Origin of the sequence: Pseudoalteromonas sp. B131b (assembly GCF_037162545.1) — a bacterium.
Taxonomy (GTDB): Bacteria; Pseudomonadota; Gammaproteobacteria; order Enterobacterales; family Alteromonadaceae; genus Pseudoalteromonas; species Pseudoalteromonas fuliginea.
On record NZ_JARLUZ010000001.1, the window covers coordinates 2747362 to 2772450 of the forward strand.

General features: G+C 38.6%; 17 protein-coding genes and 3 pseudogenes. 15 read left to right on the top strand and 5 right to left on the bottom strand.

Features of this window, described 5'->3' with window-relative positions; translation table 11 throughout:
* The first annotated feature begins 49 nt into the window (after positions 1–49).
* Complete coding sequence (locus P4S65_RS12735) at positions 50–523, top strand: DUF1456 family protein (protein WP_002960721.1); 474 nt, start codon at positions 50–52, stop codon at positions 521–523.
* Positions 524–862: 339 nt separating this feature from the next.
* Positions 863–2212, top strand: coding sequence for a GTPase HflX (gene hflX / locus P4S65_RS12740; RefSeq protein WP_007375328.1), 1350 nt, complete (start codon positions 863–865; stop codon positions 2210–2212).
* 101 nt (positions 2213–2313) lie between these two features.
* Here the strand turns inward: hflX and P4S65_RS12745 are convergent, their stop codons facing one another.
* Both P4S65_RS12745 and P4S65_RS12750 read right to left on the bottom strand, forming a co-directional pair.
* Positions 2314–4047: an AMP-binding protein gene (locus P4S65_RS12745; RefSeq protein WP_337120298.1), complete on the bottom strand. Its 1734-nt coding sequence runs from the start codon at positions 4045–4047 to the stop codon at positions 2314–2316.
* A gap of 184 nt (positions 4048–4231) precedes the next feature.
* Entirely contained in the window at positions 4232–4678 is a 447-nt protein-coding gene (locus P4S65_RS12750; protein WP_002960715.1) for a DUF3010 family protein, read from the bottom strand.
* A gap of 354 nt (positions 4679–5032) precedes the next feature.
* On the opposite strand from P4S65_RS12750, the gene thrS reads away from it, so the two are divergent.
* The 10 genes and pseudogenes from thrS to P4S65_RS12800 all read left to right on the top strand — a co-directional run bounded on the left by thrS (position 5033) and on the right by P4S65_RS12800 (position 15712).
* Positions 5033–6943, top strand: coding sequence for a threonine--tRNA ligase (gene thrS, locus P4S65_RS12755; RefSeq protein ID WP_337120299.1), 1911 nt, complete (start codon positions 5033–5035; stop codon positions 6941–6943).
* Positions 6944–7002: 59 nt separating this feature from the next.
* Entirely contained in the window at positions 7003–7563 is a 561-nt protein-coding gene (gene infC, locus P4S65_RS12760) for a translation initiation factor IF-3 (protein WP_002960714.1), read from the top strand.
* Positions 7564–7775: 212 nt separating this feature from the next.
* Positions 7776–7976 carry a 50S ribosomal protein L35 gene (rpmI, locus tag P4S65_RS12765; RefSeq protein ID WP_002960713.1) on the top strand — a complete coding sequence of 67 codons (201 nt, stop codon included), beginning with the start codon at positions 7776–7778 and terminating at the stop codon, positions 7974–7976.
* A gap of 14 nt (positions 7977–7990) precedes the next feature.
* Positions 7991–8350 (top strand): 50S ribosomal protein L20, encoded by a 360-nt coding sequence (gene rplT, locus P4S65_RS12770; protein WP_002960711.1) that lies wholly within the window; start codon positions 7991–7993, stop codon positions 8348–8350.
* Between the two features lie 487 nt (positions 8351–8837).
* Positions 8838–10654, top strand: a pseudogene (locus P4S65_RS12775) (M14 family metallopeptidase).
* A gap of 1 nt (position 10655) precedes the next feature.
* Entirely contained in the window at positions 10656–11297 is a 642-nt protein-coding gene (locus P4S65_RS12780; RefSeq protein WP_096793003.1) for an MBL fold metallo-hydrolase, read from the top strand.
* Between the two features lie 107 nt (positions 11298–11404).
* Positions 11405–11863 (top strand): Lrp/AsnC family transcriptional regulator, encoded by a 459-nt coding sequence (locus tag P4S65_RS12785; protein WP_007375323.1) that lies wholly within the window; start codon positions 11405–11407, stop codon positions 11861–11863.
* 126 nt (positions 11864–11989) lie between these two features.
* Positions 11990–13546 carry a SulP family inorganic anion transporter gene (locus P4S65_RS12790; RefSeq protein ID WP_008133998.1) on the top strand — a complete coding sequence of 519 codons (1557 nt, stop codon included), beginning with the start codon at positions 11990–11992 and terminating at the stop codon, positions 13544–13546.
* 272 nt (positions 13547–13818) lie between these two features.
* Positions 13819–14891 (top strand): annotated as a pseudogene (locus tag P4S65_RS12795) (sensor histidine kinase).
* The gene (locus tag P4S65_RS12800) at positions 14888–15712 is read left to right on the top strand and encodes a LytR/AlgR family response regulator transcription factor (RefSeq protein ID WP_007379105.1); all 825 of its coding nucleotides are present in this window, start codon (positions 14888–14890) and stop codon (positions 15710–15712) included. Before P4S65_RS12795 ends, P4S65_RS12800 begins: the two are co-directional and overlap by 4 nt.
* A 64-nt stretch (positions 15713–15776) precedes the next feature.
* On the opposite strand, the gene pyk is transcribed toward P4S65_RS12800, so the two are convergent.
* Positions 15777–17213, bottom strand: coding sequence for a pyruvate kinase (gene pyk / locus P4S65_RS12805; protein ID WP_007378051.1), 1437 nt, complete (start codon positions 17211–17213; stop codon positions 15777–15779).
* A gap of 373 nt (positions 17214–17586) precedes the next feature.
* On the opposite strand from pyk, the gene gndA reads away from it, so the two are divergent.
* A complete protein-coding gene (gene gndA, locus P4S65_RS12810; RefSeq protein ID WP_007378052.1) occupies positions 17587–18960 on the top strand; it encodes an NADP-dependent phosphogluconate dehydrogenase in 1374 nt (457 codons plus the stop codon).
* Positions 18961–19027: 67 nt separating this feature from the next.
* Here gndA and ansA read toward each other — a convergent pair.
* Both ansA and sppA read right to left on the bottom strand, forming a co-directional pair.
* Positions 19028–20036, bottom strand: a pseudogene (gene ansA / locus P4S65_RS12815) (asparaginase).
* Between the two features lie 82 nt (positions 20037–20118).
* A complete protein-coding gene (sppA, locus tag P4S65_RS12820; RefSeq protein WP_337120300.1) occupies positions 20119–21984 on the bottom strand; it encodes a signal peptide peptidase SppA in 1866 nt (621 codons plus the stop codon).
* A 287-nt stretch (positions 21985–22271) separates the two neighbouring features.
* Here sppA and P4S65_RS12825 point away from each other — a divergent pair, with 287 nt between their 5' ends.
* Complete coding sequence (locus tag P4S65_RS12825; protein ID WP_337120756.1) at positions 22272–24233, top strand: NADPH-dependent 2,4-dienoyl-CoA reductase; 1962 nt, start codon at positions 22272–22274, stop codon at positions 24231–24233.
* A 103-nt stretch (positions 24234–24336) separates the two neighbouring features.
* Positions 24337–25023 (top strand): HvfX family Cu-binding RiPP maturation protein, encoded by a 687-nt coding sequence (locus P4S65_RS12830; protein WP_008136701.1) that lies wholly within the window; start codon positions 24337–24339, stop codon positions 25021–25023.
* The last annotated feature ends 66 nt before the right edge of the window (positions 25024–25089 follow it).

Sequence of the window (25089 nt, forward strand, 5' to 3'; positions counted from 1 at the left end):
AAATTAAGCAATAACTGCTTGGTTGCTATACCTCACTTTGGGATTTACTTTGACTAATAACGATATTTTACGCCGCATTCGCTACACTTTTAACTTAACTGATACTGCTATGGTCAATGTTTTTGCATCAGCAGAGCATACGGTCACTAAAGAGCAAGTAATTGCATGGTTAACTAAAGAAGGTGAAGAGGCTTTTACCCCAATAAGTGATACTGAGTTTGCTAGCTTTTTAAATGGGTTTATTAATACCCAACGTGGCAAACGCGAAGGTGAGCAACCAGAACCTGAGAAAAAGCTAAACAACAATATTATCTTTATGAAGCTACGTATTGCTTTAAACATGAAAGCAGAAGATGTTATAGCAACACTTGCACTTGTTGATTTTGACTTAAGTAAACATGAGTTAAGCGCTTTTTCTCGTAAAGTAGATAACAAACATTACCGTGTTTGTAACGATCAAATATTACGCTTGTTTTTAACCGGTGTACAAAAGCAGCATCGTCCAGAAGAGTCTGCTGAGTAATTGATTTTAGCTAATTAGTTAAAAACTAATTAGTTTTTAGTTAATGGGCTTGTGTATGCGCAATGCTACATAAAGCCTATTATCAATGGTAAACCCCAACACTTAATAATTAAATACATTTATAACAACACCAAGTTACTTATTGGTTTACTTGCGTGTAAAAATTATAATGCCCCCGTATAAATAGTTCATAGATTTACTCTAATTTTTGCAAAATGAAGATAATAATTGTATTCGTAAGCTATAACGCTGTAAAGCTCGGCCATAACAGCGTAGGATCAGCTTACTTTCGAATGAAAATTAGGTTTGCACTTTAGGTGCATTAACATATAAAAAATTATGCAACTAACTGCAAAACCATCACTTCCTAATGCGTTACTTATTTCTATTAGCACACCACAATTTAAAGGTGACGAAGCAACAGAGTCGCTTGCAGAGCTTGCGCGTTTGGTGACTACGTTAGGATTTAAAGTAGTAGGTACGCAATCGCAAAAGCAAAGCTCAACTCAAAAAGTTAATGTACTGGGCTCAGGTAAACTAGCTGAAATAGCTCACCTTACCGGCAATAAAGGGATGGTTGAAGACGAGCAAGAAGATAATTTACTTGATGAAGACCCTTTAACCGAAATATCGTCAGAAATCCCATCAAACGATTTAGATTTTGCATGTGCCGATGTAGTGGTATTTGACTGCGATTTAACGCCCTCTCAACTGCGTAATGTTGAGAACCAATTAGGTGTAGAAGTATTTGATCGCACAGGTATTATCATTGAAATATTTAGCCGTCATGCGCGTACTAAAACTGCAAAATTACAAGTTGAAATTGCTCGCCTCAATTATGTCGCGCCACGACTGCGTGAAACATCAACAGGTGATAAAGAACGCCAAATGGGTAAAGGTGCGGGTGAAACCACACTTGAGCTTAATCGCCGTAAGGTGCGCGATCAGTTAGCAGAATTAAAGCGCGAACTTGTTAGTGTTCAAGATGTAATGATGGACAGACGTACGCAGCGCTCTGAGCTATTCTCAGTGGCTTTAATTGGTTACACCAATGCGGGTAAATCGTCAATGATGCGCGCAATTACTGGTAGTGATGTAGAAGGCGAAAACAAACTTTTTGCAACGCTAGATACCACTGTTCGCGCGCTGTATCCGATTACCCAGCCTCGTATATTGGTTTCAGATACAGTTGGTTTTATTAAAAAATTACCTCATGATTTGGTTGCTTCATTTCATTCAACGCTCGCTGAGGCACATGATGCATCGTTACTGTTATATGTTGTAGATGCTTCAGATCCTTCTTTTCGCTCACAGCTTGAAGTAGTACATAAAGTACTGGCAGAAGTTGGGGTAGAAGGTAGCAAAAAATTATTAGTACTGAATAAGTCAGACCAATTAAGTACTGAGCAGCAGCAGTCGCTAATGGATGAATTTCCTGATGCGATGATGACCTCTACGCGTAATCCAGATGATATTAGTAAATTGCACAAATACATTATTGGTATTGCTCAAGAGGACATGATTGAAGAAGAGATTGTTATACCGTACACAGCCAAAGGTATTGTGGGCGAAATCCGATCGAGTATGAGTGTTGTTAAAGAAGAATATGAATACAGCCATATTAAATTAACAGTGCGCTCGAGTGCGATTGATTTAGAACGTTTAAAAAAGAGAATGTTGAATTTATAATAAATTCAGTACACAAAAAGCACAGCCAATTGGCTGTGCTTTTTAAGAATTACTTGAGATAGATTTATTATTCAGAGTTCAGGCTTTCTATAGAGGAAAAATTAAGAGAAGGCCTTGTCGCTTAGCTCTTCTTGCATTTGTTCTCGCATTTTAAATTTTTGCAGTTTACCTGTTACCGTCATTGGGTAATTTTCTACAAAACGGATATGTCGTGGCATTTTAAAATAGGCTAGCTTGTCTTTCAAAAACTCACGAATTGCTTGCTCATCAAGCACAGCATCTTCTTTTGGCTGGATCCAAGCGCATACTTCCTCGCCATACTTTTCATCAGTTATACCAAATATGGCAGCATCTTGTATGCCCGGGTAGGTGTAAAGTACTTCCTCTATTTCTCGAGGGTAAATGTTTTCGCCGCCGCGAATAATCATATCTTTTATACGCCCAACAATCGTGACAAACCCTTCTGTATCCATGACACCTAAATCGCCAGAGTGCAGCCACCCTTCGTCATCTATAGTGGCTTTTGTTTTAGCTTCGTCATTCCAATAGCAGCGCATTATGCCTGCACCTTTACTACACACTTCGCCAGGTTGACCAATTTTTTGAATGTTACCCAGCTCGTCAATTATTTTAACCTCGGTATGAGCAAGGGCGCGGCCAACCGTCGTTACTTGCCGCTCAATTGAAGAGTCTGTTTCGGTAATGTTGTTTATGGGGCTGCACTCCGTTTGCCCGTAAGCAATCAGTACTTGATGCATGTTCATTTGTGTTTGTACTTTTCGCATTACTTGCTCTGGGCATGTAGAGCCTGCCATTACACCCGTGCGTAAAGTGCTTAGGTCATAATCGGTAAAATTACTCAGCTCAAGCTCACTAATAAACATAGTAGGTACACCGTGCAGCGCTGTACATCCTTCTTGTTGAACTACATCGAGTGTGGTTTTTGCATCGAACGAATCACTAGGGTAAATGGCTGCTGCACCTTTACTAACACACAATAAGCTACCCAATACCATTGCAAAGCAATGATATAACGGGATAGGGATACATAACTTGTCATCGCTCGTAAAGTGCATAGATTCGGCGACGAATAGCGCATTATTTAAAATATTTTTATGCGTGAGCGTTGCGCCTTTTGGGTTGCCAGTTGTGCCTGATGTAAATTGTATATTGATGTCTTGCTCAGCATTTAAGTTTTCACCTATTGCTTTTAATTCAAGCTCATGAGCAGCTGTTGGCAAGTTAACAACATCGTTAAAAGAGTGCATACCAGGTGATGCTTCATCGCCAATGCGGATTATATTTTTAAGAGTGGGTAGTGCTTTTAAATTAAGTGTGTACTTATCGCAAGTTGCAAGTTCTGGCGCTAAACAATTAAGCATTTCTAAGTAATCACTGCCTTTAAAATTTGATGCTGTGATCAGAGTAGAGCATTCAACACTATTTAAAGCATATTGTAATTCGTTAGGGCGATATGCCGGGTTGATGCACACCATTATTGCGCCAATTTTTGCCGTTGCAAATTGGGTTAAGCACCACTCAATATTATTAGGAGACCAAATACCAACGCGCTCACCTGGTTTTACGTCAAGTGCCAGTAACCCCATAGCAAGCTGATTAACTTCTTTTTGAAATTCTTTATACGTTAAGCGAATACCCTGATGGTGAACTACAACAGCTAACGCCCCTGGATTTTTGTCGACAATAAAGTCAAAGTACTCGCCTATAGTTGAATTTGTTAAAGGTGTGCTTTGTATACCTTTAAAGTAGCTTTGAGATAACGGCAAGTGATTTATTTGTTCTACTTCTTTTACCACAATAGTGTGTGTGTGCATTGCTCTCTCCATGAAAATGTGTGTGAGTTATTAAACTACAAAGTTAAAATAAACACATATTGTCGACAAAGAGAAGTGCGGTTAGACTAATGTATTATTAGATTAATAAAAGCTAATACTACTTTTTAGACATAAAAAAACGCGTCTTACACTGTAAGTACGCGTTTTTAAACGAGTAATGAGTTTACATTTCGTCGCTGCGGTATGTTTTTTTCATGATGTAAACGTAAGCGTTTACAAAAGCATTTTCTTGGTACTTTTTAAGGCCTGTTTCTTCAAAATCAATAGGGATGGGGTTGCGTTTTAACTGCTCTTTAACTTCAGTTGTAGTAAATAGACGTACATCTAAGTTGTCGATTAATTGAATTGCAGTTTCCATTTTAAAGCCTTTTGCACTGCCAGCAAACTTACCTTTAGGCTGACGCTCACGAATTGCAACAGAATCAATTTGGTAATCTTGCATTAGTTTTGCAAAATCGAATTGAAATTTACGCATTACTTCAGTGTCGTTACCGTTACCTAAGGTAAAGCGTGTTTGGCGCACATCGCGAATATCAAATACGTCATTATCTTTACTTAAAATACAAAGTAGTACATCACTACCGGTAATTTCTACACCACATGTTCTCATGTCTATTCTCTAAAATAACTTAATTACGCAGTATTATACGCAACGCACATTAAAATGCGAGTGCGGGTATAGTTGTAGGCGCGTAATTAATGCATTGATGCTTTTATATTTTAATAAAATGATTTTTTTGCTTTAAAAGCTACATTTTGTGGATAAAACGGGTGGATTTCACCCCTTTAAACTTGTAATTAAATGCGCGGCACGCGACAATATATCTTTGTAGTTGAATAGACTCCTCATCTACATATATTAGTCAATGCTTATTCGTAAAAGCGTTGTCGAGTCATTCTCATTTAATTTATTAAAAATACACGTGATACATTGTAGGTGTCACCACTGTAGCAAGGATTTATAATGCCAGTTATTACTCTTCCAGACGGAAGTCAACGTAGTTTTGAAAACCCTGTAAGCACGCTTGATGTTGCAAACGACATTGGTCCTGGTTTAGCTAAAGCGACCATTGCGGGCCGTGTAAATGGCGACCGTGTTGATGCATGTGATTTAATTAGTGATGACTCTCGTCTTGAGATCATTACCGCTAAAGACGATGACGGCCTTGAAATCATTCGTCACTCTTGTGCTCACTTAATCGGTCATGCAGTTAAGCAACTTTTCCCAGACGCAAAAATGGCAATTGGTCCTACCATTGATAACGGTTTTTACTACGATATCGATATGGAACACTCACTATCACAAGATGATCTTGAAGCAATTGAAAAGCGTATGCTGCAACTTGCAAAAACCAACTACGACGTAGTGAAAAAAACAGTAAGCTGGCAAGAAGCACGCGATACATTTGAAGCGCGTGGCGAAACATACAAAATAGAAATTTTGGACGAAAACATCGCTAAAGATGACCGTCCTGGGTTATATCATCACGAAGAATATGTAGACATGTGTCGTGGACCTCACGTTCCTAACATGAAATTTTGCCAAAACTTTAAAATAATGAAAGTGGCGGGTGCATATTGGCGTGGTGATTCAGAAAACAAAATGCTACAACGCATTTACGGCACCGCGTGGGGCGATAAAAAGCAACTTAAAGCGTATTTAAAACGCCTTGAAGAAGCTGAAAAACGCGATCACCGTCGTATTGGTAAAGCGCTTGATTTATGGCATTGGCAAGAAGAAGCGCCAGGCATGGTATTTTGGCACAACGATGGTTGGAGCATTTACCGCGAGCTTGAAGAATTTGTACGTGAAAAATTACGCGAATATGAGTACGAAGAAGTAAAAGGTCCAATGATGATGGACCGTTCACTTTGGGAAAAATCAGGTCACTGGGAAAAATATTCAGAAGCAATGTTTACCACTGAGTCTGAAAAACGTGAATACGCAATTAAACCAATGAACTGTCCTGGTCACGTGCAAATCTTTAACCAAGGTTTAAAATCGTACCGTGATTTACCACTTCGTATGGCTGAATTTGGTTGTTGTCATCGTAATGAACCATCAGGTGCACTACACGGTTTAATGCGTGTACGTGGCTTTACACAAGATGATGCTCACATTTTTTGTACCGAAGATCAGATAATGGACGAAGTGTCAGCGTGTATTAAGATGGTTTATGATACATATGAAACATTCGGATTTGAGAAGATTGTAGTTAAGCTATCTACTCGCCCAGAACAACGCATTGGTGAAGACCATATGTGGGATAAAGCAGAGCTTGCTTTAGCCGAAGCACTTAAGCTAAACGATATTGAATTTGATTATCTTCCGGGTGAAGGCGCGTTTTATGGTCCAAAGATTGAATTTACTTTATACGATTGTTTAGACAGAGCGTGGCAGTGTGGTACAGTGCAATTAGACTTTGCATTACCGGGTCGTTTAGGCGCTACTTATGTAGCAGAAAATAACGAACGTCGTACACCTGTAATGATACATCGTGCTATTTTAGGTTCTATTGAACGCTTTATTGGCATTTTAACTGAAGAGTACGCTGGTTTATTCCCGACGTGGCTTGCGCCAAAGCAAGTGGTAATTATGAATATTACCGATAAACAGGCTCCTTATGTTAAAGAAGTTGTACAAAAATTAAATAAACTTGGAATTAGAGCCGCTGCTGACTTGAGAAATGAGAAGATTGGCTTTAAAATCCGTGAGCATACACTGAAGCGTATTCCATACTTGCTTGTTGTTGGCGATAAAGAAGTTGAACAACAAGAAGTAGCAGTGCGTACTCGCACAGGTGAAGACCTAGGCAAATTTAATGTCGATGATTTTGTAGCTAAAATTAGCGAAGAAATTAAAAATCGACAGTAAAAATCGAGCGTGTAAGGCATTAACAAACAGCCAATTACACGCTTATATTATTGATATTCTTGGAGGAACGTACTATTAGAGGCGGCAAGAAAGGGCAACAAACAGCTCAAAAAAATCGTATTAACGAAGAAATTACAGCGCAAGAAGTTCGTTTAATTGACATTGAAGGCGAACAAGCTGGAATTCAGTCATTACAAGACGCGCAAACTATGGCCGATGCAGCGGGTGTTGATCTTGTTGAGATCAGTCCAAACGCTGAGCCGCCTGTTTGTAGAATCATGGATTACGGTAAGTTCATCTTTGAAAAAAGCAAAGAACTAAAAGAGCAGAAGAAGAAGCAAAAGCAAATCCAGATAAAAGAAATCAAATTCCGTCCTGGTACGGATGAAGGTGATTATCAGGTTAAGCTTCGCAACTTACGTAAGTTCTTAGAAGCTGGCGATAAAGCTAAGATTACTATCCGCTTCCGTGGTCGTGAAATGGCTCACCAAGAAATTGGTATAGAATTATTAAACCGTATCAAAGCCGATTTAGAAGAACTTGCAGTAGTTGAGTCTTTCCCAAATCGTGTTGAAGGTCGCCAAATGGTTATGATGATGGCGCCTGTTGCTAAAAAATAATTTTTAAGCGATAATACGCACCGAAATTAGCTCAGGTCTGCAAGTAATATGCGAATATTCACCTGAGTTAACCGGTATTAAAGTAAGATTGCGGCATTTATGCTGGGTCTTCACCGGAACATGGCAGTAAGTTAGGCCTAAAAGTGGAGCTATAGAAATATATCTCACGCCTGCTTACTAATTTAAAAGCAATACAATTTGGAGTTATTGCAATGGCTTATAAGCTAAAAAGTCACAGTGGCGCTGCTAAGCGTTTCAAAAAGACTGCTTCTGGCGGTTTCAAGCGTAAACAAGCGCATCTTCGTCATATTCTGACTAAGAAAACTTCTAAGCGTAAGTTACACCTACGTCCTAAGATGATGGTTCATAAAAATGACCATGGTCTAGTTTCACGTATGTTACCGTTCGCTTAATAGGGGTTTTAGAAATGGCAAGAGTTAAACGCGGCGTTGTCGCACGTGCACGTCACAAAAAAGTTTTAAAACAAGCAAAAGGTTACTACGGAGCACGTTCACGTGTTTACCGCGTAGCTTTCCAGGCTGTTACTAAAGCGGGTCAATACGCTTACCGTGACCGTCGTGCGAAGAAACGTACTTTCCGTCAATTATGGATTGCACGTATCAATGCTGCTTCACGTCAAAATGGTCTGTCTTACAGCCGTTTTATCAATGGTCTTAAAAAGACATCTGTAGAAATCGATCGTAAGATCCTTGCAGATATCGCTGTTTATGACCAAGTTGCATTCGCAGCGCTTGTAGAAAAAGCAAAAGAAGGCCTAGCCGCTTAAGCTTTTTCATATAAGTATTAAAAAAGGAGCCTATGGCTCCTTTTTTTGTGCCTGTAATTTAATAACTTACACTTTTTTATAGCTGAGCTAAATTAGTTTTCTCAAATTAATACCCATCTGCTTATATGAGCTCTATTTATCGATAAAAAGATACGTTAGAGCAGGGCGAAATTCACTATTTAGTTGTTCTTGGCAATTGCTCCATCATTGCTCACTCTCCTGGATCCATGCAGACGTATATCAGACATTTTTGACGCTGTTAGCGTCAGATGTAATCCTTTAAATTGATTAAGTATTTTTACGAGTTGGTATAAATAGTAATGTAATGAATTACTGTACATTAATAATGTTATATAGCCTTAAAATACAGGTGTGAATGAGTGACATGTAGTTGGCTGCATTTTTTTGTTGAATCACCGCAGTTTCCTCATTATAAAAAATTTAGTTGATATAATTTATATAATTAAGGCGTTTGTTAGAGAATTATATGTTTGCAAGTTTACTAATTTTATCTGTAAGTGTGGCGTATGACGCACACTTACCTCCACTCATTGAGTGGCAGGGGAAAAGCGTAGAGCTTTTACAAAAACAAGGGCCGTTAACTACTGACTTTGAGTTGTCAGAAGGTGAAGCGTCGCCCGATTATGCAAATACAATGGCATTTGTAGATAGATTAGTTGCTGCAAACCCTACTCAGTTTCAATCTCAAACCATTGGCTATAGTAATAGTAAGCGTGCAATAAAAATGCTAATTGCCAGTGAGCAAGGTTTTTTTGAAGCAAGGCAAATGGCTAATAGCACTAAGCCAACTATTTTTATTCAGGCAGGAATACATTCTGGGGAAATAGACGGTAAAGATGCCATGTTTATGCTGCTTAGAGATATAGCGACGGGTAAGCGCCGTGACATTTTAAAAAAGGTAAACATATTATTTATTCCTATTTTAAATGTAGATGGTCACGAACGTAGCAGTGCATTCAATCGCATTAATCAACGGGGCCCTGCAAAAATGGGCTTTAGAACAAATGCTAATAACCTTAATTTAAATCGTGATTTTACTAAATTAGATACCCCAGAAGTTAGAAGTGTTTTAAAGGTTATTAACGACTACAACCCAAATTTATACATTGATGTACACGTTACCGATGGCGCAGATTATCAATACGATGTGACTTATGGCTACAACCCGGTTTTTTCAAGCGAGTCGCCTGCGGTATCAGATGCACTAAACCAGTTTTTTAAACCTCTGATTGACGATACGCTCGCTAAGCAAGGGCACATGCCAGGGCCACTTATTTTTGTTATGGATAAGCGCGACTTTAAAAAAGGATTAGCGGGGTGGGTTGCTACACCGCGCTTTTCAAATGGTTGGGGTGATTTAAAGTCATTACCGACTATTTTAGTTGAAAATCATTCATTAAAACCTTACAAGCAACGTGTATTAGGAACTTACGTGTTTTTAGATGGTGCTATTACTGCGCTATCAAAGCATAGTCATGAGTTAGCTAATGCAGTAAAAAAAGAGCAAGAATTTGTTCCTAAACAGTTAATAGTAAAGCGTGGCTATGCCAAGCATGCTGACACGATTGCGCAGTTTAAAGGTATCGAATATTCATCAAGCATGAGTGCACTCTCGGGCCAAAAAGAAGTTAAATATTTAGGTAAAGCACATACATATATCGACTTACCTATTTATTGGCAAAAAGATGTACAACATACAGTTGAAGTACCTAAAGCTTTTTTTATTCCGCCTGTATATCGCAATATTATTAAGAAACTAAAGTTACACGGTGTCTCTATTAATAAACTTGAAGGGGCAAACACACAGCCTTTAAAAGTAGCAAAGGTGGCAGAGTATACGTTTGATAAAGCACCATTTGAAGGCCGTTTTAGAGTGTCAGCAAGTTTCGATTATGTCCCCGCTATAAATGTAGATTTAGATGGTTGGTATCAAGTCAATACTCAACAAAAAGCAGGTGAGCTTGCTGTGCATTTATTGCATCCTGAAGCACCCGATTCGTTTTTTGCATGGGGGAATTTAATACTATTTTCCAGCCTACTGAGTATATGGAAAACTATGCACTAATTCCGTTTGCACGCCAAATGCTAAAAGATAATCCAAAGCTAGCGCTTAAGTTTGATGAAAAGCTTAAAGATAAATTGTTCGCAAGCGACGCTGAAGCGAGATTAAACTGGTTATATGAGCAAAGCCCATTTTATGATCAAGCGTATTTAAAGTACCCAATACTGATGTCATTCGAAGAAGAAGTTGTTATCCCGGATCAAAAAAATAAAGAAATCTAATATGCAAATTATAACCATACCCGTCACTGCATTTGCACAAAATAGTCGTATTATTTGGTGTAGTGAAACTAAACAAGCCGTAGTCATAGACCCAGGTGGTGACCCTGATAAAATAGTAGCAGCCCTTAATGAGCATAAACTAGAGTTAAGTGCTATTTGGTTAACGCACGGGCATTTAGACCATGTGGGTGGGGCTGATATTTTACGTAATCAATTTAACGTACAAATTATTGGCCCACAAAAAGATGAGTACTTCTGGTTTGAAAACTTACCTATGCAAGCACAAATGTTCGGGTTTAAACCCATTGAGCCTTTTTATCCGGATATTTGGCTAAACCATAACGACACCGTGAGCGTAGGTAAACTTAGCTTTTTAGTGAAGCATTGTCCGGGGCATACACCTGGTCATATTGTGTTTTATCAACAAGACTATGAATGCGTTATTGTAGGTGATGTTATTTTTAAAGGCTCAGTAGGGCGAACTGATTTCCCTAAGGGGAACAGCGAACAACTTATAGAGTCGATTAAGACGCATATTCTAACCTTACCTGATAATACTAAAATATTGGCAGGGCATGGGGGCGACACTACGGTTGGATTTGAAAAACAAACAAATCCTTTTGTGAGTGGTAAGTTTGGTTAAGTTACTTATTTTAAGTTTGGCAAACTGCATAAAAATTAAAAATAAGCAGACTGAGTTTTAAAATGGTTGTATAATTTAACCAGTTTATTTGATAAATAAGAAATAAAATGTCTCTAAATCACGTAGATCGCCAAATATTGGCACTTTTACAACAAGATGCTAGTTTATCAACCGCAGAAATTGCTGATAAAGTAGGCTTGTCTCAATCTCCATGCTGGCGTCGAATTGCCAAGCTAGAGCAAGATGGTTATATAAAAAGCAAAGTGGCTCTCTTAGATGAGAAAAAACTTGGCTTTGATATGCTTGTATATGCACATGTGCGTTTATCAAATCACGGTAAAAAGAACCTTGCTGAATTTGAAAAACTTATAATGAGTTATGATCAAGTAACAGAGTGTTACACCATGGCCGGAACAATGGACTTTATGCTACGCATAATTTCACAAGGTATAGAAGGTTATGAGCACTTTGTACGCGATAATTTACTAAGCTTGGAATACGTACAAGAAGTACATTCTAATGTAACAATGACATGTGTAAAACGTAGTACATCTCTTCCTTTATAAAAGCACTTCTTTAAAAGCTAAACCTCTTTTAGTTTAGCTTAACCACATAATGACAATTGTTAACTGAGCGCTAATTTGTTAGAATTTAGCGCTTTTTTATACCCATTATACCATTTGAGGAACTCAATGTTTAACTTACTCAGTAGGGCGCCAAGCTCTGCTAAAAACGATATACTCTCTGGATTGACTGTGGCGCTTGCCCTAGTGCCAGAAGCTGTTGCGTTTGCCTTTGTTGCAAATGTAGAACCTTTAGTTGGTCTATATGCCGCGTTTATCGTTGGTTTAATTACGGCTATATTTGGTGGCCGTCCTGGTATGATTTCAGGTGCAACCGGTGCCTTAGCTGTTGTTATGGTAAGTTTAGTACTTGATCATGGTGTAGAGTACCTATTTGCTACCGTACTCCTAATGGGGATATTGCAAATACTAGCGGGGATATTTAAGCTCGGAAAGTTTATCCGTATGGTGCCTCATCCGGTAATGCTGGGTTTTGTAAATGGTTTAGCAATTGTTATATTTTTAGCCCAGCTAGGGCAATTTAAAGTGCCTGACGGTATGGGCGGGCAAGAGTGGATGACAGGCAGTCCATTGTTTATCATGCTGGGATTAGTGGCATTGACAATGGCAATAATTCACTTTTTACCAAAACTAACTACAGCGGTTCCTTCGTCATTAGTTGCCATAGTAACAGTGACAGGATTAGTGATTGGTTTTGATTTAGAAGCGCATACCGTGCTTGATTTCTTAAAAGGAATGACGGGCGACGAAGCGGCAACAATAGCCGGCGGTTTACCAGAATTTCATATTCCTATGGTGCCTTTTAACTTTGAAACACTGCAAATTATTTTTCCGTATGCACTTATTTTAGCAGCTATTGGGTTAATTGAATCGTTATTAACGCTTAGTTTAATTGACGAAATAACAGAAACACGCGGCCACAGCAACAAAGAATGTATAGGTCAAGGCGCTGCAAATATTACCTGTGGTATGTTTGGTGCAATGGGGGGCTGTGCAATGATTGGCCAGTCTATGATAAATATAAATTCAGGTGGGCGCTCTCGTTTATCAGGGATAAGTGCTGCGCTTATGTTACTTGGTTTTATTATTTTTGCCTCAAGCCTAATTGAAATGATCCCATTAGCTGCACTTGTTGGTGTAATGTTTATGGTTGTACTGGGTACATTTGAATGGGCAAGCTTTAAAATGATGAAGCGTGTACCATTATCGGATGCGTTTGTAATTGTGCTTGTATCAGGTGTCACGGTTATTACCGATTTAGCAATTGCGGTGTGTGTAGGTGTTATCGTCTCAGCACTTGTATTTGCTTGGCAACATGCTAAACAAATATATACAACTAACTACATTGATGAAGAAGGCGCTAAAGTCTACGAGCTACATGGTCCGTTATTCTTTGGTTCGGTTAAAAACTTTTCTGAGTTGTTTGACGTAAAAAATGATCCTAAAAATGTAATTGTTGAATTTAAACATAGCCGAGTATCGGATCACAGTGCAATAGAAGCAATTGATACGCTTGCTGAAAAATATACAAAAGCCGGTAAACAACTTCACTTGCGTCACTTAAGTAAAGACTGTACTCAGTTATTACATAAAGCTCGCGATTTGGTTGAAGTGAATGTTATTGAAGATCCAACTTATAAAGTTGCTTCAGACAAGCTTGCATAATTACTTATTCAATAAATAGCATTAAAAAAGCGAAAGGTTACGGCCTTTCGCTTTTTTATTATCAGCGGTGCTGAACTTTGCGTTAAGGCTCTTAAAAACTAAGACAGTTGGCAGTGCTAAACATTCTTATAAATCGATATAATGTGTAAATATAATTATTATTAAAAGTTAATTTTACGCTGTTTTTTATTATCAAAATAAGAAAATATCAGGCCAAGCGAAAAGTTGATTTTATATAATTAGGCTTTAACACTGTGGAGTAAAAGTAAATTTTGAACTGGCAATCGTTAGTTGATAACCGACAACGCTTTTTTTGGCTTTTGCAAATTGCAGGCTGGATTGGTTATGCACTGGTAAATTACATCGGCTCTAAAGTATTTGAAATGCGTGATATTTACGTGTTTGTTATTTTACTCAATGCTTATGCCGGCTGTTTAATGACAGTGCCACTTCGTTATATCTATCGCACAATATGGAACGCCTCCCTTGGGTGCTTATATTGGTGGTATTTGGTGCCTCTTACATAACCGGTACTTTGTGGGCGGTGGTTCAAAAGTTCAATCTATGGGAAATTTACCGACACGGATATAGACCTGAAGAGTGGTTTTATTACTTACAACAGGGTTTAGATTCAGTTTATATTATACTGTGTTGGAGTGGTTTATACTTTGGCGTTAAGTATTATCAATTGCTACAAGGTGAACGGCAAAAGGCGTTAAAAGCGACAACCATGGCACATGAAGCGCAATTGAAAATGCTAAGATATCAACTAAATCCTCATTTTTTGTTTAACACACTTAACGCAATTTCTACATTGATTTTGGTGAAAGAAAATAAAGATGCTAATTTAATGGTCTCTAAACTTAGTGACTTTTTGCGTTATACATTGAATACTGATCCGATTAAAAAAGTTCCGTTAGAGCAAGAGCTTCATGCGCTTATGTTATACCTTGAAATTGAACGTGTGCGATTTGACGAACGATTAAAAGTAAACGTTGAAGTAAGCGAAGAAGCTAAGCAAGCATTATTGCCGAGCTTAATTTTGCAACCTATTATAGAAAATTCAATTAAGTACGCTATTGCACACTTAACAGAAGGCGGTGTGATTGATATTAAAGCGCAAGTGTTTGCTAATGAGTTACTGTTAGAGGTTGGCGATAATGGTCCTGGAACAGAAATAAAAGATGGCCAACTCGTCAATGCCCAAGGGGTTGGTGTCGCAAACACAAAAGATAGATTAAAAACGCTCTACGAAAATAATTATTCGTTTGTATTATCACATAATACGCCAAGTGGATTAAAAGTTAATCTGCGAGTACCGTTTGAGAAGGCTGTGAAGAAATGATAAAAATAAAAACACTTATTGTTGATGACGAACCATTGGCACGTAAAGGTTTAGATGTAAGGCTTGCAGAATTTACAGACATTGAAGTAATTAAATTATGTAGCTCTGGTGCTGATGCAATTGAAACATGTAAAAACGAAAAAATAGATTTGGTATTTTTAGATATTCAAATGCCAGGCATGAATGGGTTTGAAGTCGCACGAGCACTTAGCGAAAGTACGAAAGTATTACCTGCGATTGTGTTTGTAACTGCATTTGACCAATTTGCAGTGAAAGCGTTTGAGATTCATGCATTAGATTACATTTTAAAACCCGTTGACGATAACAGACTAAAACAGGCGGTAGAGAAAGTGCATACCTATTTAAAAACGCAGCAAGACAACGCCCATAAGAAAAAACTAGCGAGTTTTGTAGCCGGTATTACAGGTAATAATTGCGAAGAAATACTTAAGAAGTTAGCCACTGGCGATACATTGACAGACAGACGCTACCCAGAGTCGTTAGCCGTAAAAGAGCAGGGGGAAATTATTCGCGTTCCGGCAGCAACAATCCAATGGGTAGATGCAGCTGGCGATTATATGTGCCTACATTGCCAAGATGGACAAACACATATTTTACGTAAAACAATGAAAGAGCTAGAGCAAGAGCTAGATCCTCATTTGTTTGTCCGCGTTCACCGAAGTGCCATTGTTAACACAAAACAAATTAGTAAATTGGTTACACAAGTTAGTGGTGAGTACTTGTTGGTGCTTGAAAATGGACAAGAACTAAAAGTAAGCAGAAGCTACCGAGATAAAGTAAAAGCGGCATTAGCAAGTTAAAGCCAACGTTTTTATTACAGGCACAAAAAATGCGAGCTAAGCTCGCATTTTTTATATTTAGTAATTATACAACAGTTACGATTTTCATTGTGTTAGTTGCGCCCACGGTTTCCATTGAGTCACCGTGAGTAATGATCACTGTATCGCCAGATTCTAAAGAGCCTTGAGCAACTAAAGTATCAAGTGCTGCTTTTACCATACCGTCTTTTTCAGTTTTTGTAGAATCAAAAAATACTGGGTAAACACCACGATAAAGTGCCGTTTGACCTAACGTACTTGCATGACGTGAAAGCGAGTAGATTGGTAAACCAGAGCTAATACGCGACATCAGTTTAGCCGTACTGCCAGATTCAGTTAGTGTGATGATTGCTTTAACAGAATCTAAATGGTTTGCTGCATACATAGCAGAAAGGGCAATTGATTCAGCATTATTAGAAAAGCGACTATCTAAACGATGTTTAGAAACGTGTGTTTCTTTTTGAGATTCAGCACCTAAACAAACACGTGCCATTGTAGCAACTGTTTCTTCAGGGTAATCACCAGCCGCTGTTTCAGCAGAAAGCATTACAGCATCTGTTCCATCAAGAACAGCATTTGCAACATCCATAACTTCTGCACGAGTGGGCATCGGGTTATCGATCATCGATTCCATCATTTGCGTTGCTGTTACTACAGTACGGTTTAATGAACGAGCACGACGAATAATTAGTTTTTGCTTGCCCATTAGTGCAGCATCACCAATTTCAACACCTAAATCACCACGAGCAACCATTACAGCGTCAGACGCTAAAATAATGTCATCAACCGCTTCTTGTGTTTCAACGGCTTCAGCACGTTCAATTTTTGCAAGTAGTTGTGCTTTTGAACCAGCAGCTTCAGCTAGAGAGCGAACGTAGCGCATATCATCACCACTACGAGGGAATGAAACTGCAATATAATCTACGTCAATTTCAGCTGCCGTGATTAAATCTTCTTTATCTTTTTCAGTAAATGCTGGAGCAGTTAAGCCACCACCTAAACGGTTAATACCTTTATTGTTAGATAAAACACCGCCAACAGTTACAGTACAATGTACTAAGTGCCCAGCTACTTCATCAACACTTAGTTGGATAAGGCCGTCATTTAGGAGGAGTAAGTCGTTAGGGCTAACATCGTTAGGTAATTCTTTATAATCAATACCTACAGAGTTAACATCGCCTTCGCCTTTTTCCATTTTTGCATCAAGAGTGAACTTTGCACCCACAGCAAGCGTTACTTTACCTTCTTTAAAAGTAGAAACGCGGATTTTAGGGCCTTGAAGGTCAGCAAGGATGGCAATATGCTTGCCTAATTTTTTTGCAATATCGCGTACAGCTTGCGCACGGTCTTTATGATCTTGTGCAATACCATGTGAGAAGTTTAAACGTACAACGTTGGCGCCGGCGCGAATAATTTTTTCTAAATTGTTATCTCTATCGGTAGCAGGCCCAAGGGTAGCGACTATTTTTGTGCGTCTTAGCATCAAATTCTCCTGTGTGCTTAAGATGTAAGCGGGTTAACGGTTGTTTTGTTATTTAAAATACAAATACAAAAAGGTAAAAATATTTTTAGTTATGGACAATGTTTGTATTATTGTCACTATTTTATACAAAACTATTGTGTCATCATTATGACACCGGTGTCAGAATGCGTCAATGTTCTTAAATTTTAAATAGCATTGCTTTTTGTCACCCTGAGAGCACTGATGTTTGATATAATCGCGTAGCTTATTTATCTATATTAAAAAAGCATGTTGTATTAGTTATGTGATTAGTCTTTTATGACTGTATCAGTATAATGCACACGGTATTATTTACATTCACTAACCAAATAGTTGTTACCGAGGAGGACACTAAATGCAAGTTGCATTAGTCGGGTTAGGCGTTATGGGGAAAAATCTTGCTTTAAACTTGATTGAAAAAGGGATTACGCTAGTCGCTTATGACAAAAATCCGCATGCGGGTGAAGAGTTATTAAGTTGTGCTAAATCGCAAGGTATGGCCGATAGACTGCATATTGTTTCTGATTTAAGAGACATGGTAAAGCGTTTAGAAGTACCTCGTTCAATCTTACTGCTTGTTCCTGCTGGTGAGCTAGTTGATACAGTTTGTAATGAACTGGTGGATGCGGGCGTTGATTGCAATGACATGATTGTTGATTGTGGTAACAGTAATTATAAAGACGGTATAACGCGTAAACTTAAGTACCAAAATAAATTTGAATTTGCCACTATGGGTATTTCTGGTGGTGCAGAAGGCGCTCGTCATGGCCCTGCAATGATGGCAAGTGGTTCTGAGGGTGGTTGGGAACGTATTGAACCTTGGTTTGAAAAAGTAGCTGCAAGCTATAATGGCGACTCATGCTTTGCGCGTGTAGGCCAGTCTGCGAGTGGTCATTTTGTAAAAATGGTTCACAACGGTATTGAATATGCACTGATGCAATTAATCGCTGAAGTGTACCAATTGCTTCGTTTAGGCACAGGCCGTTCACCCAAAGAAGTGGCTGCTATTTTTGATGATTGGTCAAAAGGTCAATTAAATAGTTACCTGCTTTCGATTTCTAGCCATATCTTATCCCTTGAAAATCAAAAAAATGTTCCGCTTGCGGACTTAATTGATAATAAAGTTGGCGCCAAAGGGACCGGTCTCTGGACTGCGCAAAATGCACTCGAACTTGGTATTGCTGTCCCTTCACTTGTTGCTGCTGTGCAAGCTCGCCATTTAACCAATGCATGCGATACAACTGCCGCACAAGAGATGACATATGCAACTAAATCAACCAACAACGTTGATATTGATTTAGAAGAGCTAAAAGATGCATTTACGCTTGCAAGCTTATTGGCTTATCGCCAAGGTTTAGCGCTTATAAAGGGTGCATCGCGTACACATCAATGGAAAGTTGATTTATCTAAAACATTACAAACTTGGCGCGCAGGTTGTATTATTCGCGCCGATTATTTAGATAGCGTAGCGCAAGGCGTTGAATTTATTGATTCTCTTGATAAAGAAGCTGCGGCACTTCGTAAGGTAACAGGCCAAGCAATTATGTCTGGCTTAGCGTTTCCAGTGCTTAGCTCATCGCAAACTTATTTAGCGACGTTAACTACACCAAGTAATGGGCATTTAGTACAAGCCCAGCGTGATTACTTTGGTGAACACGGTATTAAAACCCACAGTGGTGAAATGTGCCATTTAACAGATTTAGTAGAGATAGACGCTAAAGTTAGATAATAAGCAATTGTTTAAAAGTTTAAAGGCACGCTTATTAGCGTGCCTTTTTGTTTTTAGTTGTGCGTTATTATCTGCTTAATTCACCACGTAAATTGTCTTGCATTAAATGGCGAATAGTCTCAATTTCAAGCTTTTGACTAAATAAGTAATGCAACTTAGTTAAACAGGCTTCTAACGTCATATCATATCCACTAATAACACCAATATTTAATAATGCGTTACCTGTTGCATACCCCCATGTTTACATGACCTTTTAAACATTGGGTTAAATTAACGATGACCATTCCGCGCTTACTTGCTTCACTTAGCACCGATAAAAATTCTGGATCTTGAGGTGCATTACCCACTCCAAAACTAAGTAAGACCAAGGCTTTAATATTGTCGTTTACTAAGCTTTTAACTACGTCTCGGCTAATACCTGGGTATAAATATAGCACCCCGATAGGTTGAGGCGTTATAGGCGTTACTTGCAGCTCGTTTTCAACGTAAGGGCTAAGCTGACCTTTAATAAGTTGAATACTAATACCAGATAGCGCTAAAGGTTCAAGGTTAGGCGATGCAAATGCATTAAAACCGTCAGCATGGGCTTTTGTTGCTCTATTTCCTCTAAATAGCTGGTTATTGAAAAACAAGCTTACTTCAGCAATCGGATAGTTTGCGGCTAAATACATTGCGTTAAGCAAGTTGACTTGTCCGTCTGAGCGCAATTGTGAAAGCGGAATTTGCGAGCCGGTTACAATCACAGGCTTAGTCAGATTTTCAAACATGAACGAAAGTGCAGAGGCGGTGTACGCCATTGTGTCAGTGCCGTGCAGAACAACAAAACCATCGTATTGTTGATACTTACTTTTAATATCATCAGCAATAAGTTGCCAATGAGCAGGCGACATATCAGACGAATCAATAAGAGGACAGTATTCGTGAATATCAAATAAAGGCATTTCATCACGATTAAATTCAGCGTTGTTGACCACTGTCTCAGTTAAAAAGCCTTCGGCCGGAATGTAACCACGGCTCGATTTTTTCATCCCTATAGTACCGCCAGTGTAAGCGATATAAATGCGTTTGCGTTTCATAAAAAAAGCCCAGTAAAAAAACTGGGCTTAGTATAACGTTAAGCAGCTTCAAATACAGCTGATTAGACGAAGCGATGCACTTTTATTGTGCAACGTCACACACTAGACAGCGTGCATATACACCTTGTGGATCGTTGTAATCTTTAAGGTTTTCAACTTCAGTACTTAATTGGTTAATAACGCTTTGCAAGTTAGCTTGCGTAGCGAGCACTGATGTTTTTTGTGATTGTAGGCCTAACATTGATTTAATCGACGCATTTCCAAAGATATCTTGCATCATTTTTTCTTGCGGGCTTAAATCATGCGTCATTGTTTTAACTTCGTAGTGATTTAGTTTTGCAAGAGCAGCTGCAGCATCAATTGCATTTTGTTTATTACCAAGCTTATCTACCAAGCCTAACTCTAGAGCTTGCGAAGCAATCCATACGCGCCCTTGTGCTATTTTATCAACTTGCTCTGGGGTCATATTACGTGCTTCGGCCACAACATTTAAAAAGCGACCGTATGCTTCTTCAACACTCATTTGAATTATTTGACCCATTTTTTCGTTTAGTGGGCGAGTGATGGAAAAACCTGCCATTTCAGTTGTTGCAACACCATCTGAATAAACACCAATTTTAGACAAGGTTTTTTCAAATGTCATAAACGTACCAAACACACCAATAGAACCTGTTATTGTACTCGGCGCTGCCCAAATTTCGTTTGCTGCAGAGGCAATCCAATAACCGCCCGATGCTGCTACAGAACTCATTGAAGCAATAACCGGTTTACCCGCTGCCTTTAGTGCGAGCACTTCAGCACGAATAACTTCAGAGGCGAACATGCTACCACCACCAGAGTCGATACGAAGTACAACTGCTTTAACTTTATCATCAAGGCGTGCTTTACGAAGAAGGGCTGCAGTAGAGTCGCCACCAATTTCGCCAGCTTTACGTTCACCGTCAACAATTGTGCCCTTTGCAACAACAACGGCTACTTTTTCAGTTAGTGGATTATCAAATGCAATAGGTGGTTTAACTAAGCTTAAGTATTCACGAAATGATACTTGCTTAAATGTTTTACCATCTTCTTGTGTGCCCACTAAGTCGATAAGTTGTTGGCGGATCTGTTGACTTGTTTTTAACGAATCAACCCATTGATGATCTAGTGCATATTTACCAGCGTCACCACTTGCGGCTTGCATTTTTGCTAAATACACATCCATTGTTTCGTCAAAGTTTGATTCATCAAAAGGGCGTACTGAAGCAACATCTTGTTTGTATTCGCTCCAAAGAGCGCCTAGCCAAACACGGTTAGCTTCTTTCGCTGCATCAGACATGTCATTACGGATAAAAGGTTCTACTGCCGACTTGAAAGTACCAACACGGAAAATATGCTGCGTTACTTCAAGTTTTTCAAGTGCATCTTTGAAGTAAAGTGGGTACATGCCATACCCCTCAATTGCAACGCTACCGTATGGGTGCATAGCAATTTCATCAGCATGCGATGCTATATAGTATTGCGCTTGCGTATAGTAATAGCCTGATGCTATAACTTTTTTACCTGTTTCTTTAAAGCGGTCAATGGCACTTGAAATTTGCTTAAGCTTATTCAAATGTGCTTTAGGCATTTCTTGTAAATCAAGAAGTAACACAGTAATGCGTTCATCTTTAGCCGCTTCATTAATTACTTCAACGATATCATCTAGTAAAATCTCACTTGGTACTTCTGAACCTGATGTCACATCGCTGATAGCTGCTTCAATTGGATCAATGTATGTTTTTTCTTCTACGATAGGACCATTAAGATTTAATCTTAGGACAGAACCATCTTCAATAATTATCTTATCGTCATCGCTTGATATACCCGCAATAAAAACAATTACAAGTAATAAAAACAAAATGTTAAGTACTAATCGACGAGAAAAGTTAATCCCAGCCCAAATACCTTTAAATATTTTTGCTATCAAAATAGCTCCTTAATTTGGTACAGCTAATACGTTTGTTCCATCTTATCCTAGAATAAAAAAATTTAACTGCTAAATCGTAACGAAGTGTTTATGAATGTGTTTAAGTGCCCATAAATACAGTATTTTTGAAGTATTTAATAATTTTTTGCATCAAATTAATGCGCATTAAAAATTAGTTAATTATGTTAAGAGGTTCACAATTAAATGCAGTCAAATATTGCTTATTACTTGCCATTGAAGCAGAATTAGCTAATGTATACAGGTTAGACCAGTTAACGGGGCAGAGGATGTTAGAACAACAACTACAATTAAAACACACACAATTACGTAACCGCTTAGTGATGGGCTCAATGCATACGGGCTTAGAAGAAGGCTGGCATAACCGAAAACGCCTACGTGCTTTTTATGAAGCACGTGCCAAGGGCGGTACCGCAATGTTAATTACGGGCGGATACAGCCCTAATTTACGGGGTAAATTGACACCTATTTCTTCCTCATTTAATAGTTATTATGACGTATTTAAGCATCGTGCATACACAGATGCTGTGCATAAACATGGCGGGAAAATTTGCCTGCAACTATTACATGCTGGACGCTATGCATATCATCCATTCAATCAAGCGCCAAGTGCCATACAAGCACCTATTAACCCTTATAAACCTAAAGCTATGTCATTAGGGTCTATTAAAAAAACAATTAAAGACTTTGCGCACTCTGCCTATATGGCTGAAAAAGCAGGGTACGATGGCGTAGAAGTGATGGGTTCTGAGGGTTATTTAATTAATGAATTTATGGCGCCTCATACTAATAAACGCGAAGATGAGTTTGGTGGTAATCTAGAAAACAGAATGCGACTTGCGCTTGAAATAGTTAAAGCAGTGAGAGCAAAAGTATCTGAAAAGTTTTTAATCATTTTTAGATTATCAGTAATAGATTTAATCCCAAATGGCTCAACACCCAATGAAGTGACAATTCAAGCTATTGAACTTGAAAAAGCGGGCGTTGATATTTTTAATACAGGCATTGGCTGGCACGAAGCGCGTGTACCGACTATTGCGAGTATGGTGCCACCTGGTGCATTTAAAGAAGCTTCAAAACGCTTAAAAGATGTAGTTAGTGTCCCAGTAATTGCTGTTAACCGAATTAATACACCTGAAATTGCTAATGATATTTTAACTGCCGGGGAAGCAGACTTAATTTCAATGGCTCGTCCGTTATTGGCTGACCCTGAGTTTTTTAATAAGTATGTAAATAAGCAATCTAAGCAAATCAATATCTGTATTGGGTGTAATCAAGGTTGTTTAGATCACGTGTTTAAGAATAAACGTGCTACCTGTTTAGTTAATCCACAAGCTGCATTTGAGCTAGATTACCCATTAGAGCAAGCGACTAAAGCTAAAAATGTATTGGTAGTGGGGGCCGGTCCTGCTGGTTTATCGGCAAGTTGCTATTTAGCGCAAAAAGGCCATCACGTCACGTTAATTGATCAAAAAGAGCAGATGGGTGGCCAATTTAATTTAGCTATGCAAATACCCGGTAAAGAAGACTTTAACCACACTTTAAATTATTACACTAATGAGTTAGCACGTTTAAATGTGAGTGTTGAATTGGGTAAAGCTTATAATGACAGTATGCTTGAAAGCTATGATGATATTGTTTTCGCTACAGGTGTAAGACCACGTGAAGCAACGATTAAGTGTAATGATGGCAAACGTGTTTTTGCCTACGACGAAGTTATTCGTGGCGAAGTAGAACTGGGTAAATCAATTGCAATTTTAGGCGCAGGTGGCATAGGTTTTGATATGGTCGCATTTTTAAGTGAGCACAAATCACAAACTATTAGCGATTTTAAAACGCAATGGGGCATTGAATGTGAGCCACAACCACATAAAGATGAACGCCAATTATACATGTTAAAGCGAAGTGCAGGGCGCTTTGGTAGTGAGTTAGGCAAAACAACAGGCTGGATACATCGCCAAGTCGCAAAACAACATGGTGTTAAGCAAATTGCTGATTGCCAATATAACAGTTTTGATAAAAATGGTTTATCCATAACTGTTGCAGGTGAGACACAAACCTTACCAGTTGATACTGTTATTGCCTGTATCGGGCAGGTATCAAATAATGAAGTGCTCAAAAATCAACTTGATAATGCTAAAGTACATGTCATAGGCGGTGTTAAACTCGCTTCAGCAATTGACGCTAAGCGCGCGATATTTGAAGCATTGCAAATTGCCCGCAGTATTTGACGAACATAACGCTATATTTGTGCAATGAAATACTTTTTGTTTTAGTGCGGTCTTGGTTGTTTATAGTCTATAACTAAATAAACAATGAACGAACAGGACACACATGAAAAATAAAATAATTGGTATTTACGATACAATTTTGGGTAAATTATCATTTTTAGATGGTTTACCCGCTTTACTATTTCGTTTGATTTTAGCGCCAGTAATGATTATTGCAGGTTACAATAAACTTGCGATAAGCGGTGAAACCGAAAGTTTTTTTGATAACTTTTTAGCCTCTCCCGACGTTGTTCAATGGTTTGGCAATAGTGAATGGGGATTAGGATTACCTTTTCCAGATTTACTTGCTTTTTTAGCGGGGTGGAGTGAGTTCTTAGGCGGCTGGTTTTTACTGCTTGGTTTGCTCACTCGCTTAGTTAGCATTCCGCTGATGTTCACGATGGTTGTAGCGGCAACATCAGTGCATTGGCATAATGGTTGGTTTGCAATAGCACCCACAAACCCTGATACCAGTGCAGCACAAGTACTTGATTGGCTATCTGTTCCAGGTGCTAAAGAAAGCCTCGAAAACTCTTTAGAAGTACAAAACCGAATCGGGATAATTCGTGGATTAGTCGAAGAACATGGTTCTTCCGATTACTTATACGAAAAAGGTAAACCATCGATTTTAAACAATGGCATTGAGTTTTCAGCAATCTACTTTGCTATGCTATTTAGCTTATTTTTTATGGGCGGCGGACGTTTTGTCAGTATTGATTATTGGCTAAAGCGAGTTGCTCTAAAAGAATAACGACTTAACATGTATTACTAACGGCTACTTAAATTATTATTTATGTAGCCGTTTTGCGTTTTAGAC

Coding starts and splice junctions, on each gene's coding strand:
- P4S65_RS12785 (WP_007375323.1), top strand. CDS start 11,405: ATGTCTCTAAATCACGTAGATCGCCAAATATTGGCACTTTTACAACAA.
- P4S65_RS12830 (WP_008136701.1), top strand. CDS start 24,337: ATGAAAAATAAAATAATTGGTATTTACGATACAATTTTGGGTAAATTA.
- gndA (WP_007378052.1), top strand. CDS start 17,587: ATGCAAGTTGCATTAGTCGGGTTAGGCGTTATGGGGAAAAATCTTGCT.
- P4S65_RS12790 (WP_008133998.1), top strand. CDS start 11,990: ATGTTTAACTTACTCAGTAGGGCGCCAAGCTCTGCTAAAAACGATATA.
- hflX (WP_007375328.1), top strand. CDS start 863: ATGCAACTAACTGCAAAACCATCACTTCCTAATGCGTTACTTATTTCT.
- rpmI (WP_002960713.1), top strand. CDS start 7,776: ATGGCTTATAAGCTAAAAAGTCACAGTGGCGCTGCTAAGCGTTTCAAA.
- pyk (WP_007378051.1), bottom strand. CDS start 17,213: ATGCTAAGACGCACAAAAATAGTCGCTACCCTTGGGCCTGCTACCGAT.
- P4S65_RS12825 (WP_337120756.1), top strand. CDS start 22,272: ATGTTAGAACAACAACTACAATTAAAACACACACAATTACGTAACCGC.
- rplT (WP_002960711.1), top strand. CDS start 7,991: ATGGCAAGAGTTAAACGCGGCGTTGTCGCACGTGCACGTCACAAAAAA.
- thrS (WP_337120299.1), top strand. CDS start 5,033: ATGCCAGTTATTACTCTTCCAGACGGAAGTCAACGTAGTTTTGAAAAC.
- P4S65_RS12745 (WP_337120298.1), bottom strand. CDS start 4,047: ATGCACACACACACTATTGTGGTAAAAGAAGTAGAACAAATAAATCAC.
- P4S65_RS12780 (WP_096793003.1), top strand. CDS start 10,656: ATGCAAATTATAACCATACCCGTCACTGCATTTGCACAAAATAGTCGT.
- P4S65_RS12800 (WP_007379105.1), top strand. CDS start 14,888: ATGATAAAAATAAAAACACTTATTGTTGATGACGAACCATTGGCACGT.
- P4S65_RS12750 (WP_002960715.1), bottom strand. CDS start 4,678: ATGAGAACATGTGGTGTAGAAATTACCGGTAGTGATGTACTACTTTGT.